The 17,688-nt window shown below is 45.1% G+C and carries 12 protein-coding genes and 1 pseudogene; 6 read left to right on the top strand and 7 right to left on the bottom strand.

All coding sequences use genetic code 11. The features are described 5' to 3' along the window. Nucleotides 1–522: 522 nt before the first annotated feature. A pseudogene (locus tag HC643_RS14455) lies at nucleotides 523–2,007 on the top strand (catalase); the annotation flags it as partial. 571 nt (nucleotides 2,008–2,578) lie between these two features. On the opposite strand, the gene HC643_RS14450 reads toward HC643_RS14455, so the two are convergent. The 3 genes from HC643_RS14450 to HC643_RS14440 form a co-directional block, all read right to left on the bottom strand. Next, nucleotides 2,579–2,818 (bottom strand): hypothetical protein, encoded by a 240-nt coding sequence (locus HC643_RS14450; protein WP_167844687.1) that lies wholly within the window; start codon nucleotides 2,816–2,818, stop codon nucleotides 2,579–2,581. Nucleotides 2,819–2,857: 39 nt separating this feature from the next. Beyond that, nucleotides 2,858–3,928 (bottom strand): glycosyltransferase family 4 protein, encoded by a 1,071-nt coding sequence (locus tag HC643_RS14445; RefSeq protein ID WP_038089542.1) that lies wholly within the window; start codon nucleotides 3,926–3,928, stop codon nucleotides 2,858–2,860. Between the two features lie 388 nt (nucleotides 3,929–4,316). Continuing rightward, nucleotides 4,317–5,429: an L-dopachrome tautomerase-related protein gene (locus HC643_RS14440; protein WP_038089544.1), complete on the bottom strand. Its 1,113-nt coding sequence runs from the start codon at nucleotides 5,427–5,429 to the stop codon at nucleotides 4,317–4,319. 141 nt (nucleotides 5,430–5,570) lie between these two features. On the opposite strand from HC643_RS14440, the gene HC643_RS14435 reads away from it, so the two are divergent. Further along, a complete protein-coding gene (locus tag HC643_RS14435) occupies nucleotides 5,571–5,762 on the top strand; it encodes a hypothetical protein (protein WP_167844576.1) in 192 nt (63 codons plus the stop codon). An 18-nt stretch (nucleotides 5,763–5,780) separates the two neighbouring features. On the opposite strand, the gene HC643_RS14430 is transcribed toward HC643_RS14435, so the two are convergent. The 3 genes from HC643_RS14430 to HC643_RS14420 are packed head-to-tail and all read right to left on the bottom strand — an operon-like array spanning nucleotide 5,781 to nucleotide 8,656. Next, nucleotides 5,781–6,959 (bottom strand): zinc-dependent alcohol dehydrogenase, encoded by a 1,179-nt coding sequence (locus tag HC643_RS14430; protein WP_038089546.1) that lies wholly within the window; start codon nucleotides 6,957–6,959, stop codon nucleotides 5,781–5,783. 34 nt (nucleotides 6,960–6,993) lie between these two features. Further along, complete coding sequence (locus HC643_RS14425; protein ID WP_038089549.1) at nucleotides 6,994–8,166, bottom strand: zinc-dependent alcohol dehydrogenase; 1,173 nt, start codon at nucleotides 8,164–8,166, stop codon at nucleotides 6,994–6,996. Between the two features lie 7 nt (nucleotides 8,167–8,173). Next, on the bottom strand, nucleotides 8,174–8,656 hold the full coding sequence (locus tag HC643_RS14420; RefSeq protein WP_038089550.1) for an SRPBCC family protein: 483 nt from the start codon (nucleotides 8,654–8,656) through the stop codon (nucleotides 8,174–8,176). A gap of 1,040 nt (nucleotides 8,657–9,696) precedes the next feature. Here HC643_RS14420 and HC643_RS14415 point away from each other — a divergent pair. The 4 genes from HC643_RS14415 (at nucleotide 9,697) to HC643_RS14400 (ending at nucleotide 16,078) form a co-directional block, all read left to right on the top strand. Further along, nucleotides 9,697–10,302, top strand: coding sequence for a helix-turn-helix domain-containing protein (locus tag HC643_RS14415; protein WP_038089553.1), 606 nt, complete (start codon nucleotides 9,697–9,699; stop codon nucleotides 10,300–10,302). A gap of 21 nt (nucleotides 10,303–10,323) precedes the next feature. Continuing rightward, nucleotides 10,324–13,452: a peptidase domain-containing ABC transporter gene (locus HC643_RS14410; protein ID WP_038089554.1), complete on the top strand. Its 3,129-nt coding sequence runs from the start codon at nucleotides 10,324–10,326 to the stop codon at nucleotides 13,450–13,452. A gap of 139 nt (nucleotides 13,453–13,591) precedes the next feature. Continuing rightward, nucleotides 13,592–15,133, top strand: coding sequence for a beta-barrel domain-containing protein (locus HC643_RS14405; RefSeq protein ID WP_038089556.1), 1,542 nt, complete (start codon nucleotides 13,592–13,594; stop codon nucleotides 15,131–15,133). 162 nt (nucleotides 15,134–15,295) lie between these two features. Further along, entirely contained in the window at nucleotides 15,296–16,078 is a 783-nt protein-coding gene (locus HC643_RS14400) for a peptidylprolyl isomerase (RefSeq protein ID WP_038089559.1), read from the top strand. A 476-nt stretch (nucleotides 16,079–16,554) separates the two neighbouring features. Here HC643_RS14400 and HC643_RS14395 read toward each other — a convergent pair whose 3' ends face one another. Then, nucleotides 16,555–17,688 carry a T3SS effector HopA1 family protein gene (locus tag HC643_RS14395; protein WP_038089561.1) on the bottom strand — a complete coding sequence of 378 codons (1,134 nt, stop codon included), beginning with the start codon at nucleotides 17,686–17,688 and terminating at the stop codon, nucleotides 16,555–16,557.

Below are 17,688 nucleotides of genomic sequence, written 5' to 3'. Positions count from 1 at the left end.
CCTCTACATAATTGTGAGGTGTACCTTGATAAAATTTCTAGATTTCGCTTGTAGTGTTGCTTTCGCACTAAAGCGCCACTACAAACAAATAACGATTATTTACACCTACTTATTTATGATGTTCCAATCAAAGTTGGAAGAGATTTTTCTCTACTTAACTCCAACTCTAACTGAAACATAACAAGACAAGACTTAACAACCCTATTGTAGGTAAAAAAAGTTTGTATTAGTTTGTGATTTTAAATACTTTCCCAGTTAACATTGACTTTAATTTAAAAAAAACCTGTGAAAAAACAGAAACAGCTAAGTTTCAGCAATTGAGCACAAATTTATCCTATAACCTCGTTCTCTCAAAACTTTTTGTAAAGCATTTATATGAACAGGTACAACTAAAAATTTCATCTATCTATTGGTGGTGAAAACCTATAAAAATTTTTACTAAAACTGGAAAGTTAGAACAATACTCCAGTTGCCCTGCTAGCAAAAGGCTTTTTTCTTTTAGGTAGAATGGATATGACAAATACTCAAAAAAAAGATGAGAGCGGTAACCAAGAAGAAATTCTGACAAATCGCCAGGGTCATCCAATAACAGATAACCAGAATACACGGACTGTGGGAGACAGGGGTCCTACAGTATTAGAAAACTACAACTTTTTGGAAAAAATTACCCACTTCGATCGCGAACGCATTCCAGAGCGAGTGGTTCATGCGCGAGGAGCAGGTGCTCATGGCTTTTTTGAAGCCTATGGTAAAGTCGGCGATGAGCCTGTAAGTAAATATACACGTGCTAAGCTTTTTCAAGAACCAGGCAAAATCACGCCAATGTTTGTTCGTTTTTCTACCGTTATTCACGGTGGTCATTCACCTGAAACACTTCGCGATCCGCGTGGATTTGCAACAAAATTTTATACAGAAGATGGCAATTGGGATTTAGTAGGAAATAACTTAAAAATCTTCTTTATTAGAGATCCAATAAAATTTCCCGATCTTGTTCATGCTTTCAAGCCAGATCCAGTTACTAACCGTCAAGACCCCAACCGGATATTTGATTTTATCAGCCATACACCCGAAGCAATGCACATGATTACATGGCTGTTCAGTCCTTGGGGAATTCCTGCAAGCTACCGATTCATGGAAGGCTCAGGTGTAAACACTTATAAATGGGTTAATTCTGATGGTGTAGGGCATTTGGTGAAGTACTTTTGGCGACCCAAGCAGGGAGTAAAATGCCTGACTCAAGCTCAAGCTGAAGAAATTCAAGCTAAGAATTTTAACCATGCAACAGAGGATCTGTACGACGCGATTGAAAAAGGCGATTATCCGGAATGGGAGTTTTGCGTCCAAATTATGTCTGATGGCGAACATCCCGAACTGGATTTCGATCCATTAGATCCCACAAAAATTTGGCCACCAGACCGATTCCCATTGCTACCCGTTGGACGAATGGTGCTTGATAAAAATCCGGTCAACTATTTTGCAGAAGTTGAGCAAGCCGCCTTTGGTACGGGTGTGTTAGTAGATGGGCTAGACTTCTCAGACGACAAATTACTTCAAGGTAGGACTTTCTCCTACTCAGATACTCAGCGTTACCGCGTGGGACCAAATTACTTACAGTTACCTATCAATCAACCAAAAACACCCATCGCTACAAATCAGCGTGATGGTCAGATGACTTACCGTGTTGATGGAGTTGATGCTGGAGAAAATCCCCACGTGAATTACGAGCCAAGCAGTCTTGGCGGACTCAAAGAAGCACCGAAATCTGGCAAACCTCACACTCCTTACGTTCAAGGTCCTGTTATCGGTCAAAAAATTAGCCGAACCAACGATTACCAGCAAGCAGGCGAGCGGTATCGTACTTTTGAAGATTGGGAGCGTGATGACCTGATTTTAAACCTTACTACACAACTCAAACAATGCAGCCCCCATATTCAACAGCGCATGGTAGAGCACTTCACGCAATGCGATCCAGAATACGGGAGACGCGTAAGAGAGGGACTTGAGCAAAAATAGCCTGTCTTTCTTGTTCCCAGGCAAAGCCTGGGAATGAATACTTGAGGCTCTGCCTCAAATTTTACAACTCCCTCTTTGCCCTAGCGATTAGAAATCGCGGCTATAAAAACAAAGTCTCTCCGGGTATCTCCTTACGGAGACGCTTCGCGATGCCGCAGGCTATGCCCGCAAGGGCTATACGCCAGTCGCCAGGGCGCGGGCGCCTACAGCGCTGGACTCACCGCCTGCGCGGACTGAAGAATGAGGGGGTATAGAATTCGGATTTAGTATAACTCCGGTACATATCGAATTTTTTTAAAGTAATTCTCTCAAAGCCTGATTGATACAATGGCAATTGTGAAACTACTTAATTTCACAGTTGGTTAATTTGTAACTCTACAAAAGGAGTATCCGCTCGTCGCGACCAAACCTTGGGCGATCGCGTTTGTTCAATTGATTTTCGGACGTATTCAATCCACTGTTTTTTTCCAAGAATTCTTGATAGCTAAAACGTTTTCTTTTTCTTTGATTTTCCAGATATATTGGCTATCTTTTCTTTTAACAGTCATTTTATGCGTTGTCAATTTCAGCAGATTTCCAGTTTGTGAGTACACCAACTAGATCGCTTTATAGTTTGACAAGATGGAATTCTACAAAGGGCATAGCTATCCACCCAGTCCAAACTTTTTCTAACTGTCACCTTAACTTGTCCCAAAACAAGACGATGCTGACTCGACCATGCACTGACTAGAGTGCCTACGGCTGGCACTTGATGATTTTGAACTCCGCGCTGTGCTGTTTGCGCTGCATTTCCTGTTGTCTCCATAGTTCTGCTAGTTTTGTAAGCAGCTACTCTATCTTATTCCTATGTCCAGGTTTCGGGGTACATCATACTAAGGTCCTGGGTTGTACGACTAGCAAGCTTGTTGTAGACACCTTCGTAACCATCTGTCATCTGCTTAATCGTGAAGTTACTTAGCACATGCTCTTGGCAGGCGTAGCGGTTTAGCTCAGGCATTCTATCAATGGCAGAGAGACAGTCTTTGACTGAGCGACACAAGAATCCTGTCTTACCGTGAACAATCACTTCAGAGGTGGAGCCCAAATTCATAGCAATCACAGGTGTACCTGTTACCATCGACTCAATCATGACCAGTCCAAAGGGTTCACGCCAGGTAATCGGAAATAGAGTTGCAACTGCTCCTCCCATCAGGAGGCTCTTTTCAGCATGGTTAGCTTCTCCCAGGTATTCAATCTGCGTTCCATCAATGTGAGGTTTGATCTGTTGCTCGAAATAATCCACATCAACTACATCGACTTTACCTGCTATTTTTAAGTGCCAGCCCGAACGTTTAGCAATTTCGATCGCTAAATGCGCCCCCTTCTCAGGTGAGATTCGACCCAGAAATGCAAGATAGGGAGACGACTCTGCCTGCGGGTAAAACTTGTAAGTCATTGGATCGATGCCGTTGTAGACAGTGGCAACGTAATTAAGTCCCACTCTTGGTTCTCGCTGCGCGTTGGAAATGCTGACAAACGGCTGAGAGCGAGCATACTTGAACACCTTTTCACTATCTAGCGTCAAGATGCCATGCAGCGTATGAATGGTCGGTGTCTCCACCAATCTGGCGTAGGGTAGAGCAGGGTAGCCAACGTGAGAGTGAATGACATCAAACTTGTGCGCCTGTTCGTACACTCGCATTAGCTGCAGTGTTTCGTAAACGCTTGGTTCCTTAACGGTAGGGTCTAACCTCAATGCCTGTGAGTGAACAGATTCTATCTTGGCCAAACTACTCGAATCACCCGATGCAAACAGAGTCACCTCATGACCCCGACGAATGAGTTCTTCAGCCAAGAGACTAACCACCAACTCAACTCCTCCATAAGCAGGAGGCGGTACTTGTTCCCATAAGGGAGAAACTTGAGCGATTCGCATCACGATCTCTTCAGAATGTATACAACTAGACCTAGGGCAAACCCTAGTGCTCGGCGGCACTGCAAGATGGGTTAGAGATAGAGAGTTCATACTGAACCAAGAGTCCTGTAGCAAAGTCGTTAAGCACTACAAAAAGCTAACCTGCTTCGCAGCACGAGCGCGTAGCTTGGCAAGGCTTTGTTTTCCCGATTCCTAACCCACTCTCTTGAAAGGCTGACCGATTGAGCAACTTCCTTTCTTCTATGCAACTTCATCTCAATCTGGTATAATATGTGCCAGAAGCGGTAGAGTTCTTCTACTAGCTTGTTACATCGTCTTTTCAACTTTGAGCGATTGGTTCATGGCCATTGCCTCTTGTGCTTGTTGTGCAATCGAGCGTTTTCGAGCCTCACCGCAGTAGAACAGGTTGAGCGTCGATGCGAACGCGAAAGAGCGTATACGGCTTTTGGCGCAAGTCTTTTCCCTTTTGGTATTTCGCCTGACGATGCAACTGATTTGCTGTGACGTAGAGGTATCCATCTGCCGCAACGGACATCGTATCGGGCCACAGAAGGCGGGGGTCGTGTACTACCGTTTCCCACTCCCCACCAGAACGGCGACGCAAAATCGCATTATGCTCGTAGTTCGTCGAGTAAATATACCCTGCCGCGTCTGTTTCGAGTCCATCTGCAGCACCGCCCTTGTCTCCTTCATCAATTACGGTTGCAGCAACAGCGCTATCGTCAATCGAGCGATCCACGAGTGCATCAATAGCAACACTGTAGAGCCGTCGGCTAGCAAGCGGACAGTAGTACAGGCGTGACCCGTCTGCACTAATGGCAATCCCGTCTGACCCCATTTTGATTGGCTTGGTCTTCCCGTCAGGCTGGCGTTCCAACAGTGGACGACCCTCGACAATTGGGCGGAAACTTGATAGCGCCTCAGCCTTTGTAGATGGATGATCGTGCAGCTTGCGCCAGCTCTCGCCTGATGCCAAATCTACTACAATAATTCCGTTTGCCCCTTGGTCAGACGAATCCGTAATGAATGCCATGCCTTCGGTACCGCGTCGCAGATCGAAGCGGACATCGTTCAGGTAAGTGGTAGGCAAGGCGACATCTTGAGGAAAGAGGATTGTTTTGATAACGCGATCGCTCGTCAAATCCACACAGACGAGCTTCGGTCCACCATACTGCGTTGGCTGGAACATCGGACTGCCCGTGTCGAGAATCCATAGGCGATCGACCGGATCGACAACCACACTTTGCACAGACACCAGCGTGCCAGCGAGGTCATTTGGGTCTGTACGATTAATTGCCTCGTCAGGGTAAGCCACAGGACGACCTTCCCGGATTTCTGCCACTGTGAATGCGACCTCATCACCCCACTTCGGAAAATTGACGAAGATGCGCCCTTGATGTGACACTGTCACGCCGGTTAGCATTGCGCCGTCAAAGTGAGCAACTGTCTCCAGTGTACCTAACGAGTCATCGGTGGGTAACTTCTGCAACTGACTAACCATTTTTCTATGTCTCCTCTAAACGTCGGCTGTTTGAATCTCGATTCCGTCTGCTCCACGCTGGTTTACCCTGGCTTGTTTCTCCCTTGCCGCCAGCTAGATTGTGTGAGCTTGCTGTTTCAATTTCAGCCCTCTCAGCCCAGGATGAGCCACGCTTCTGGCAAACCATCATCGTTTTCATCGCTGTGCTGGCGATCTATGCACCATTGCTCGCATGGCTATACGTATCTGCGCGATCGCTTTCTGGTAGGCAGTCCAGCAATCCTCCAACCTGCTCAGATAGGAGCAATTGAACTACCAATGATGCTGGACTGGCTGAATCATCAGCAATTCTAAAGTTGCCTCACTGGGATTTTAGGCACTCTGTCCTGGCTTGAGTACGACCTTGATGCAGCGATCCTTTTTGTGCTTAAAAATCTCGTAACCATGCGGGGCTTGCTCTAGCGGTAATCTGTGGGTAATCACAAACGAAGGATCGATATCGCCCTTCTGAATGTGCTCCAGTAGCGGGGTAAAATACCTGTGAACGTGAGTCTGTCCCGTTTTCATGGTCAAGGCTTTGTTCATAAAAGCCCCCATTGGAATCTTATCGGCAAATCCACCAAATACACCGGGAATAGATACGGTGCCACCTTTGCGGCATGCCACGATCGCCTGTCTGAGCGCGTGCGGGCGATCGGTTTCTAAGCGCACCGCTTGTTTGGTTTTGTCTAATAGTCCCTCCAGTCCCATCCCATGCGATTCCATTCCCACGGCATCCATCACGGCATCAGGACCACGACCTCCCGTCATTTCTTTAAGAGCTTCCCCAACATCAACCTGTTCAAAATTGAGGACTTCTGCCCCACCGTCTTTTGCCATTTGGAGGCGTTCAGGCACACGATCGATCGCAATTACCCGTTCTGCTCCCAACAAAAAAGCGCTGCGAATCGCAAATTGAGCAACCGGTCCACAGCCCCAGATGGCAACAATGTCACCCGGTTGAATATTGCAGTTCTCCGCTGCCATATATCCAGTGGGAAAGATATCCGAAAGAAACAGCACTTGTTCGTCTGTTAACCCGTTGGGAATCTTGCATAGACCGACATCAGCATGAGGAACGCGAGCATATTCGGCTTGACCGCCCGCATAGCCCCCCAACATATGGGAGTAGCCAAAAATGCCTGAGGGTGAATATCCCATAATCGCTTCTGCCATAAAGGCATTGGGATTGGTGTTGTCGCACAGAGACGTTAGCGATTGTTTGCAGAAGAAGCACTGACCGCAGGCGATGGGAAATGGATTGACGACCCGATCGCCAACCTTAATTCGCTTAACTTCGCTGCCGACTTCAACGACTTCTCCCATGAATTCATGCCCCAGAATATCGCCCTGCTCCATCGTCGGAATGAATCCATCGTAGAGGTGTAAATCAGACCCACAAATTGCGGTTGACGTAATTTTGATAACAGCATCTTGTGGGTTAATAATTTTGGGATCGGGGACCGTGTCAACTCCCACTTTATTAGCCCCTTGCCAACAAACTGCTTTCATGATTTTTCTCCATTGTTTGTAGTGAGATGAGCCACTAGTCGGGCTGCAACATGACTTTGATGCATTGGTCTTTCTTGTGCTTGAACATTTCAAAACCCTGCTTTATTTCAGCCAAAGGCAAGCGATGCGTCAGCACAGCCGAGGGGTCCACGTCGCCGTTCAAAACGTGCTCCACCAACTTGGGAATATACTTCGGACCAAACATCTGCCCTGTTCTGAAGGTGAGGGCTTTGTTCATGGCTGCCCCCATTGGCAACTTGTCCACAAAGCCGCCATACACTCCCATGATCGATAAAGTGCCGCCTTTGCGACACGCTACCATCATCTGCCGGAGCACATGCGGGCGATCGGTTTCCAGGCGGACGGCTTGTTTGGCTTTGTCATACAACCCCTCTGGGCCTGTACCGTGTGCTTCCATACCGACCGCATCAATACAGGCATCCGGACCCATTCCTCCCGTCATTTCCTTGAGTGCTTCGAGGACATCTACTTCTTCGTAGTTGACGATCTCTGCTTTAGCAAAGTCTCTCGCGAGTTGCAGTCGTTCGGGAAAGCGATCGATGCCAATAACGCGCTCTGCGCCCAGCAGGTAGGCACTCCGCATGGCAAATTGCCCCACCGGGCCACAGCCCCAGACAGCAACGACATCACCCGGTTGAATGTTGCACAAATCTGCCCCCATATATCCTGTGGGAAAGGCATCAGAGACAGGCAACAGTTTTTCATCCGGAATGTCTTTCGGCACAGCGATGGCTGTGAAATCTGCAAATGGGACGCGGATGTAATCAGCAAAGGAACCCGCATAACCTCCAAAGGCATGGGAGTAGCCGAAGATTGCCCCTGTTCCATAGCCATAAACTTTTTCTTGCATCCAGCCATTTGGATTAGAGTTGTCACACAGGGACCACTGCTGCTGTTTGCAGTACCAGCAGTGACCACAGCCGATCGCCGAAGACACAACCGTGCGATCGCCAGTTTTCAAGCGCTTGACTTCACTGCCAACTTCAACGACTTCTCCCATGAATTCGTGACCAATAATGTCACCGGGTTGCATCGTTGGGATGTAGCCATCGTAGATGTGCAAGTCAGAACCGCAAATGGTTGTAGCAGTCACCTTGACGATCGCGTCGCGCGGGTTGAGGATTTTGGGATCTGGGACTGTTTCTACTCGCACATCGTGCGTACCTTGCCAACAAGCTGCTTTCATAATGGATTCATCCTTGACCTCTAGGTTGACCTTCGTTTGTTGCAATTTCGCCTGCCTCCATCAGCATTTTGAAGCGGGCAAGATCGTCTCCAATTTGCTGTTTTGGGTTTTCACCAAACAGCTTGGCAATTGCATCTCCAACGACTCCAGCAGGCGCATCATAGGTTGTGATGACTTTTACCTCAGTCCCCCGATCGCCAGGAGCAGGTTGAAAGTGAACCGAACCAGAGTTCGCAATGTCTGCCCCTTCCACTGAAGTCCAGGCAATCACTTCATTCGGTCGATCTTCAGTGATTCTGGCATCCCATTCAACGCTGTTGCCCATCGGTGCGCTAGTAACCCAGTGCGATCGCCCATCGTCATAGACATTCACACTTTTAAGATGCCTGGTAAAGCGTGGTAAGTTTTCTAAGTTGTGCCAGAAGCGGTAAAGATCTTCTGCGGATTTTTCAATGGTTACCGTTTTTTCGACTTTGATAGGTTGAGCCATCTCAATGTCCTCATAATATCATTTGTGAGTAGCTGTTGTTCATCAAACAGCTAGCAATGCTTCACTTTCAGGATTTGCCCCTTCGGCTGGCATCTGTAAAAACTTAGATTTCCTTCGTTTGGTCGAGGTATCTTAAGCCTAAGATGACAGCGCTAAATGTCCTCTGTCCAAGTTATGAGAACAGTTTTTGTTTTGTTCTATACTCATTTTGTTTACAATGTCACCATACCCAAAAGATTTCAGGGTCTGGAAGCATAAGCTAGCATTTCAGTGTCTGAAACCCTTATTGTTACGTGACCTGATTGTCAGAGAGTCCTAACAATGGAACCATAACTTGGTTCTTGGCAGATTTTGGTTTAAGTAGAAAGGCGCAAAAAAACCGAAGTATGTAACGAAAAGTAAAGTTGCCTAAAAACCTCTTCCCTTCTGCCATCTGCCCTCTGCCATCTGCCTTGTCATGACGATAATTTTTAATACTGACCTACTTACCAGTTATACTTGATTGCTCGTCAAAATAAGGTTTTAATAGGCTGAAACGATGATTAGCGTTAATTAAATCAAAGATTATTATAAATCTAACTTAGGAAAGAGTCATTTAGAAATTGTAAGGAATTACACTAAAAAATTAAATCTGTGCCAGCTTAGAAGATTTTACTATAATGGTGAAAATTCTCACACAATTTTCATCATACAATTGAGGAATTAAGAGAGCCTCAGCACAGTAATTGGACTTTAATTAAACTGTATTGCATCCTGGTTTGTATGTTCAAAGGTAGAACACTAATAAATTCGGAAACATTAGAAAATTAGTTGAATATCACCTAACTATTTAATTAGCCTTTTAGGGCATATTAAATATGCGTTTGTGAAATTTTCTCATTGGGGATTTCACAAACTACTGCGTGCCAAGAAAGCCTCTGAGGAATTTTCTAGGATTTTTCCACGGATGGCTTAGCTACACGGATGAAACCTGTGGTCTTATCCGAATTGTATTGGTATGAACTCCCACATTTTACAATTGGGTGCAATCGGTAATAGTTATGACACACGAAGCCAATCAATTTCAAGATTTTGAAAGCTACAACGTTAATAACGGCAAGTTTTTAACGCCTTTTCAGCGGAAAGTTCTGCTGAAGGCTTTGCAAACGCATTTACAACCAGAATACCGTCGTCGCATCGAAGTTATGTTGCTGGCAGATCGGGGTAAATCTCAAACCCAAATCTGTGAAATATTAGGTTGTTCCTACCATATGGCGCGGTACTGGATTGGCGCAGCAAAAGCTGGTTTAGCTCACAAATGGCAGGACCAACCGATAGGCAGACCGAAGAGTGTTAACGAGCAATATCTCGATCGCTTGAAAGAATTGGTGAGCCATAGCCCTCGTGAGTACGGCTATCCATTTCAATGCTGGACAGCCCAATGGTTAAGCAAACATTTAGCAAGTGAATTTGGGATTGAAATTACCGAACGCCACATAAATCGCCTGCTCAAACAAATGGGGCTGTCTACAAAACAAAGACACGATCGCTCCAAACAAGAAACTGACGATACCAAAGATTCTGGGATTACAATTGGTGACCTGCAATTATTGCCTGGTGAGTCTAGTTTGCAATGGTCACTCAATTTTATGAAGACCGATCGCTAGTTGTATTGTACAGGTGAGTGTATGCCAAGAGAATTTTCGTATCAACAGCTAGTTGCACAACTCACCCAAAGTTTGGGTGAAACCCTTCCAGACACGGAGCTAGCAGACTGCACTAGAGCAGTAGAAATCCAGAAACCACAAATAGCAAAGCTGTTCTGGCGAGCATTAGACGCAAACCCCGGAATTTATATAGTTTTAACGGGTAAAGTCAGACTGCTGGATACCTCCAATAACTTAATTGCTACTTTTTCAACTGGAGGTTCATTTGGTGAAATGACTCTGTTTCCCGAAGAAGAATTTCAGCCTTACAATGCCAGAGCTTCTACAGATTTAAAGCTTTGCTATCTCAGCAACGAAAAGTTGCAAAACTTAATGGGCAAATATCCCGATATTCGCGCTCGCCTGTTCGCCCGTGCAGAAGTATGGGATTTGCTGCTGTTATACAACCACAACTCGCAACCTTCCCGCATGGCTTCTATGGAGGGGATGCTGAAAGTATTATCCCTGTTTCAACGGCACAATCTAGAGATTGGCTTTTTACCAGCAAAACTTACACAAGACAGCAAACTGTGGCTGCTGCGTCGCGGAGAACTGCTGCATTCTAATGGTAGCACCCTCACTCCTGGCACAATTTATGCTCCGGCACATTGCAATGCAAGAGAGGGTGGTTGGCAAGCTATTCAACCAACAATAGTTTACAGTCTCAAAAATTCTGATTGGCAAATAGCACTAGATTATTTACCACAATTACCAGACTTAATTACAAAAGACTCTGGTAATGATTCTGACTTAGGAGATGAAGAAGACACAGAAGGGGAAGACGCGGGGAGGGGAAGACGTTTTGATCTGGGGAGTTATTCATTTACATTCCCTACATTAGAGCGTCCACGCGTCTATATATCCTCTTCCCAGCATCCACATTCTTCCTCCCGTCAGTCTCGACGCGTTTATTTTCCTAGCCCAACTGTCACCATTGGTCAGGTGTGGGGTCGTTTAACCAAGCGGTATCCATTATTTCAACAACAAAGCGCTTCTGACTGTGGTGCGGCTTGCTTAGTTATGATTGCTCGCTATTGGGGCAAGCGCTTTAGTATAAATCGAGTGCGGGATTTAGCGAACACAAGCCGCAGTGGAGCGTCACTGCGGAGTTTAGCAGCAGCAGCAGAAAGCATTGGCTTTTCTACCCGACCTGTGAAAGCTAGTTTGGATAAATTGGCACAACAACCCTTGCCTGCGATCGCTCACTGGGAAGGCAAACACTACATCGTCGTTTATGAAATCACAAAACGGCGGGTGATTGTTGGTGACCCGGCGATCGGCCAACGCACTTTCACAATAGCTGAATTCAAAGCCAATTGGACTGGTTATGCATTGTTATTGCAACCCACAGCTCTGTTAAAAGAAACCGAGGAAGCAAATACAGGATTTTGGCAGTTTTTTGAGTTAGTCAAACCGCACTGGGTAGTCCTGCTAGAAGTGTTCATTGCTTCTGTGCTTATTCAGGTGTTTGGACTGATAACGCCCTTATTCACCCAGTTGCTATTAGATAAAGTCATTGTCCAGGGCAGTACCTTAACTTTAAACGCTGTAGGGTTAGGCTTGCTCATTTTTGGGCTGTTTGGAGTGGCTATGAACGGACTGCGGCAATATTTGCTGGATCACACAGCAAACAAAGTCAGTCTGTCGATGATTGTAGGTTTTATTAAACATACCTTCCGACTGCCGCTATCGTTTTTCGAGTCTCGTTATGTCGGCGACATCGTTTCTCGCCTGCAAGAAAATCACAAAATTCAGCGCTTTTTAACGGGTGAGGCACTATCAATCTTTCTGGATTTGCTAACAGTGTTTATCTATGTGGGAATGATGTTCTGGTACAGCTGGAAATTAGCATTGCTAGTACTGGTCATTGTGCCGCCAATGGTGTTATTAACCCTAATTGCAACGCCTTTTTTGCAACGTATTTCCAGAGAAATATTTAATACCATGAACGCTGAGAGCCGTTATCTCATTGAAGCTCTTACAGGCATTCGCACAATTAGGTCAATGGCAGTTGAGCAAACGGTACGCTGGCAATGGGAAGAACGCTTGCATCAATCGATTAAAAAAGGCTTTTCCGGACAGGTCGTTGGTAATCAATTGCAAGTCATAAGTGCCACAATTAGAACGGTAGCAAACACCGTATTACTGTGGTTTGGGGCATGGCAGGTGATTCAGAACCAACTCACAATTGGGCAATTAATTGCTTTCAATATGTTGTTAGGCAATGTCATTAACCCATTCCAACGGCTATCCGTACTATGGAATCAATTGCAGGAAGTGTTCATTTCCGCTGAACGAATTAATGATGTGTTAGAAGCCGAGCCAGAAGAAGATTTACACTTGTCGCCCCGTCAGTTTTTACCAACATTACGCGGTCATATTCGCTTTGAAAATGTCACCTTTCGCTATCATCCTGACAATGATAGTAACGTGCTAGAAAATCTCAGTTTTGAAGTGCAATCGGAGCAAACTGTGGCGGTTGTAGGGCGTAGCGGTTCTGGTAAAACGACACTCTTCAAGTTGATTTTGGGTCTTTATCAGCCGACAGAGGGCAAAGTGTTAATCGACGGTTATGATGTGACAAGTATTGCTTTGAGGTCGCTCCGTTCCCAAATTGGTGTTGTAGATCAAGATACCTTTTTGTTTGGCAGTACGATTCGGGAAAACATTAGCATTGCTCACCCAGAAGCCACCCTAGAAGAAATTATGGAAGTGGCGCGACTGGCTGGAGCGGAGGAATTTATTCAGCAACTGCCAATGGGTTACGAAACTCAAATTGGTGAAGGCGGCGGATTGCTATCTGGTGGACAACGCCAACGACTAGCAATTGCTCGCGCTTTGTTAGGAAATCCCCGCTTATTACTATTAGATGAAGCCACCAGTCACCTCGACTCAGAATCCGAGCGTATTATTCAAAGCAATCTGAACACAATTATCAAAGGGCGCACAACCCTGATAATTGCTCATCGCCTTTCTACCATACGTAATGCTGACCTAATTTTGGTTTTAGATCGCGGCGTATTAGTTGAAAGCGGTACTCACGATGAATTAATTAAAAGAAAAGGTCATTTCTACTACCTCAACCAACAACAACTGCCTCAAGTTGCTTGAGTTTTACGCTCATTACCGGGCTTAGCTTGGTAACGTATTCCGGAAGGCTCTGCCTTCTCGAGCAAAAAACCACACGAGGGTTTCACAAAGATTTTAGGGCATTCCCAGGCAACCAAAAACTCAAGGGTAAAAAATTAATATGGCAAATCCATCTTTTAATTCATTGTCTGTTCTTAGCAAACCACCTCAGGAACAACTTGATACCCTCGACTCTACCACTGTTCATCATCAGACGCTAACAGCAAGCCATCCTAAAGATTGGCATTACGGCACCGAAGAACTGCTAGATGCATTACCACGAGTTTGGACACGTTCTTTGCTGTATTTAATAATAGGTTTTACAGGAATTATCTTACCTTGGTCAATGCTTTCTAAAGTTGATGAGACAGGAACTGCCAGAGGGCGGATAGAACCTAAAGGAGCAACACAAAGATTGGATGCTGCTGTGGGGGGAAATGTTATTGCTGTGAAGGTAAAAGAAGGAGAGCAAGTTCGAGCAGGACAGATACTGGTGGAACAAGAGTCTGATATACTGCGAACAAATGTGCAGGCTAGCCAGACAAAACTCCAAGGAGATAAAAATCAACTGGCGCAGTTGCGGCTACTTAAAAATCAACTGATGCTGGCGGTTAACGTCACTGAGCAACAAAACCAAGCTCAACAATTGGAAAAAAGAGCGCAAGTACAGCAGGCACAACAGAATCTTGATACCCTTAAGACGGGCTATAACTTACAAAAAGAGGAAAAACTGGCTAAAGTCAACCAGATGCGGCAAGCACTTGATTCTAGCCTTGCCGCCTATAAGTTAGCAGAAGTTCGTTTGAAAAGCGCTCGGGAAAAAGTACCGCGCTACAGAAAAGTTTGGAACGAGGGTGCGATTTCACACGATCGCTTTCTAGAAGTGCAACAGTTAGCACAAGAAAACTACCAACAACTTGTGCAAGCTCAGTCCAATATTTCTCAAGCCCAGTCCAATGTAAAAGAGCAACAGACTAATTATCAGAGAACTATTCATCAAGCTGAATCTGATATCCAGCAAGCCCAGCTACGTTTAAATGAGCAGGAAAATAATTATCAAAGTGTGGTTCAGGCAGGGAAACTGACTTTGTTAAAAAGTCAGCAACAACTGAAAGATTTGCTATCTCAAATAACCGTTTTGCAATCGGAAATAGGTCAAATTAAAAGCCAAATTCAATCTTTCAATCTCCAGTTAGCTCAACGAGTGATGCGTTCTCCCATTGATGGCACAATTTTTCAGTTGCCGATTCAACAACCCGGAGCCGTGGTACAACCCGGTCAAATGATTGCACAAGTTGCGCCCAAGGGTTCTACTTTAATACTTAAAGCCCAATTGACTAGCCAACAAAGTGGTTTTTTGCGAGCAGGGATGCCTGTCAAAATTAAATTTGACGCTTATCCCTTCCAAGATTATGGAGTGGTGCAAGGGCGCGTGAGTTGGATTTCACCAGACTCCAAAGTCAGTGAAACTAACTCCGGCAAGTTAGAAACTTATGAGTTAGACATAGCCCTGCCGCAGCCTTATATTCAGACGGCAAACAAACGCATAGAGTTAACACCTGGTCAAACAGCAACAGCAGAGGTGATTATCCGTCAGCGCCGTGTGATTGACTTCTTGTTAGATCCGTTTAAGAAATTGCAAAAAGGCGGTTTAGATCTTTAGTTATTAATATTAGGCAGTCACTCATCATTACTACCTAATATAGCCATCCTGAATCATTTATAAAAAATCCTGTTTCCTGTCCCCTCCCTTCATGAGGTAATTCCAACTCAAATAGGATGGCAATAAACAATAACTAATGTTAATAATTCAAGGAGTACAAGCATGGCAAAAACTTTTAATTTTTCCGCTGAAGACATTCTGCATCAAATCAAGCTTTCCTGCCAAATTCCTGACATAATTGAAGCAATGGCTAACCGTAAAATTATTGCTGATGCTGCTGCTCAAGCAAACATTAAAGTCGAGCCAGAAGAACTTCAGCGCTCAGCAGATAGCTTACGATTAGCCAACAAACTTGTAAAAGCTGAAGACACTTGGACATGGCTGCAAAAACATTTTCTTTCCCTCGATGATTTTGAGGAATTAGCCCATATTAACCTACTTTCTGCGAAGTTAGCGAGTTATTTATTTGCAGAGCAAGTCGAACCGTTCTTTTACGAACACCAACTTGATTATGCCGGGGCTGTGACCTATGAAGTCGTGTTAGATGATGAAGACTTGTCTTGGGAACTGTTTTATGCGCTGCAAGAAACCGAAATTAGTTTCCAAGATATTGCCCGTCAATACATACAAGAGCCAGAACTGCGCCGCGCTGGGGGTTATTGCGGGATACGACACCGTAGTGATATTAGACCGGAGATTGCAGCTTGTATCTTTGCCGCCCATCCGCCACAGATTCTCAAGCCAATTGTTACCCAAAAAGGAGTCCATCTCCTGAGGGTTGAAGAAATCATTCCACCGCAATTAAACGAGGCGCTGCGCTTGAAGATTGTGGGAGATTTGTTTTCTACTTGGTTAAAGCAACAACTTGAGGAAGTTAAAGTTGTGGTGCGGCTTGAACTAGATGCTAATTTTAAATCATCCCAGGAATTGCCAAAACTAGCTTAAGATAATGAACTACCCCGCGCAACATAATGGTTGAGGGCGGGGTAAAAATTAATGGATAAATTTGATAAGGTTTTTCGCAGCGCACAGGGAGCATCCTAATTTGGAAAAAACACGCTTACGATTGGAAATCGCAGCTACACAAACGAAGTCCCTCCGGGTTTGCTAGTTCCCAGGGCGCGGGAAACCCGCCTACAGCACTGGACTCACCGCTTACGCGGACTCATGTATCATAACCTGCAAAGGCAGGCTTTGTTTGTATAGCCCCAGAATTATATTCTGAGGGCAATGTACCAAATTTGAATGCTCCCATCGCACGGCTCTTGCTAGAACCTACTTAACAAAAAAACAGGCGATAAGCTGGAGGCTTGACGCTTCGCGGAGCGCAAGATGTGTCCGTGAAACATGCATCACTCTCAAAATCGCCTGAGTGTCTGTATTGCACCTCTGTCCTTCACAGTGATGTCAGTTGAGGCGAATCACTGTGAATCGGATAAATCTAAAATCTCGTAAATATCTTCAGATTCGGCATTGAGGTAAGGACGCTGCAATTCAATTCCCTGTTTGCCGAAGTGCTTAATCATCAGTACCATCCGATTGACTTTTGACTCATTTCCTTGTTGCCAAGCTTCCAGCAAACTATTGGCAACAATTTGGCAGCGATTTAAACCAAAACTTTCTTTCTCACTAAATTTATTGTCTGGTTCTTCTGCCAGAGCAAGTCCTGGTGCTAGCAATTTTGTGAAGAGTGGCACTTCCTGACTAAAATACGACTGATACTTTGTATAAATAGATTGCAGCACTAGCCGAATGATTCGATAGTCACTTCTTTCAAAGTAAAGCACGGCTGTATCGTAGCGCTCGTAGTCGGAAGGATTGTATAGCGCTTTAAAACTGAAGGGAATGAACATAGTGTTGAGTTGCCGTGTTAAGCTACCCATAACCGCAACTGCACCTTCAGGACTTAAATTAAAGTAGACGCGCACAAGCTGCGAATTGATGAGTGTACGAGCATGACTTTGTGGTCCCGCATCACCAACTGCCATGTAAAAACCATTTTGCACCAAATTAGGAGGCATCTTGATAGCAACCGAGTCGCCAACGAGCGCATATTGCTCTACGCCTTGGAGATGGCGCTCGCGTTCTATATGCAAAGTCAATTCGCCCTTTTTCACCGCTAGAGTGCGATCGCTCTCAAGCCTCAGCACTTGCCAACCGGGGTCAAAATAGCCTTTACCGTTGTTGGCTCTGTGCAATTGCTCGTAAAACCCCAAATCTACTCCTAAAAAGGTATTGTTCTCTAGATTCTGGAGCTTTGTCGAATCCATTAACTCTGCATCTAGAGCAAGGAGAGTTTGAGCTGCGCCGTTATAATAGATGCCGTAGAGAAAATTACACAATTGCGAATTGAGAAACTTGTGCTGAAGGTTCAATGGTAATTGCTGAAAGCGGGATACGACTTCATCTGGAAGTTTTAAGGGTTTGTAATCTGGATGGCAAATACAAAAGTTGGATTGAATCTCAACTTTTTTGGCTATGTCTTGTAGAGTAGATAGTACTTGCTTAAGCGAAGTCTCTGATATTAGTAATGTCGGCGAATCTAGTAATTGCAT

The organism is Tolypothrix bouteillei VB521301 (assembly GCF_000760695.4).
GTDB classification, from domain to species: Bacteria; Cyanobacteriota; Cyanobacteriia; order Cyanobacteriales; family Nostocaceae; genus Scytonema; species Scytonema bouteillei_A.
Note: the sequence above shows the minus strand (reverse complement) of the source record. Positions and strands in the feature narration are given on the sequence as shown.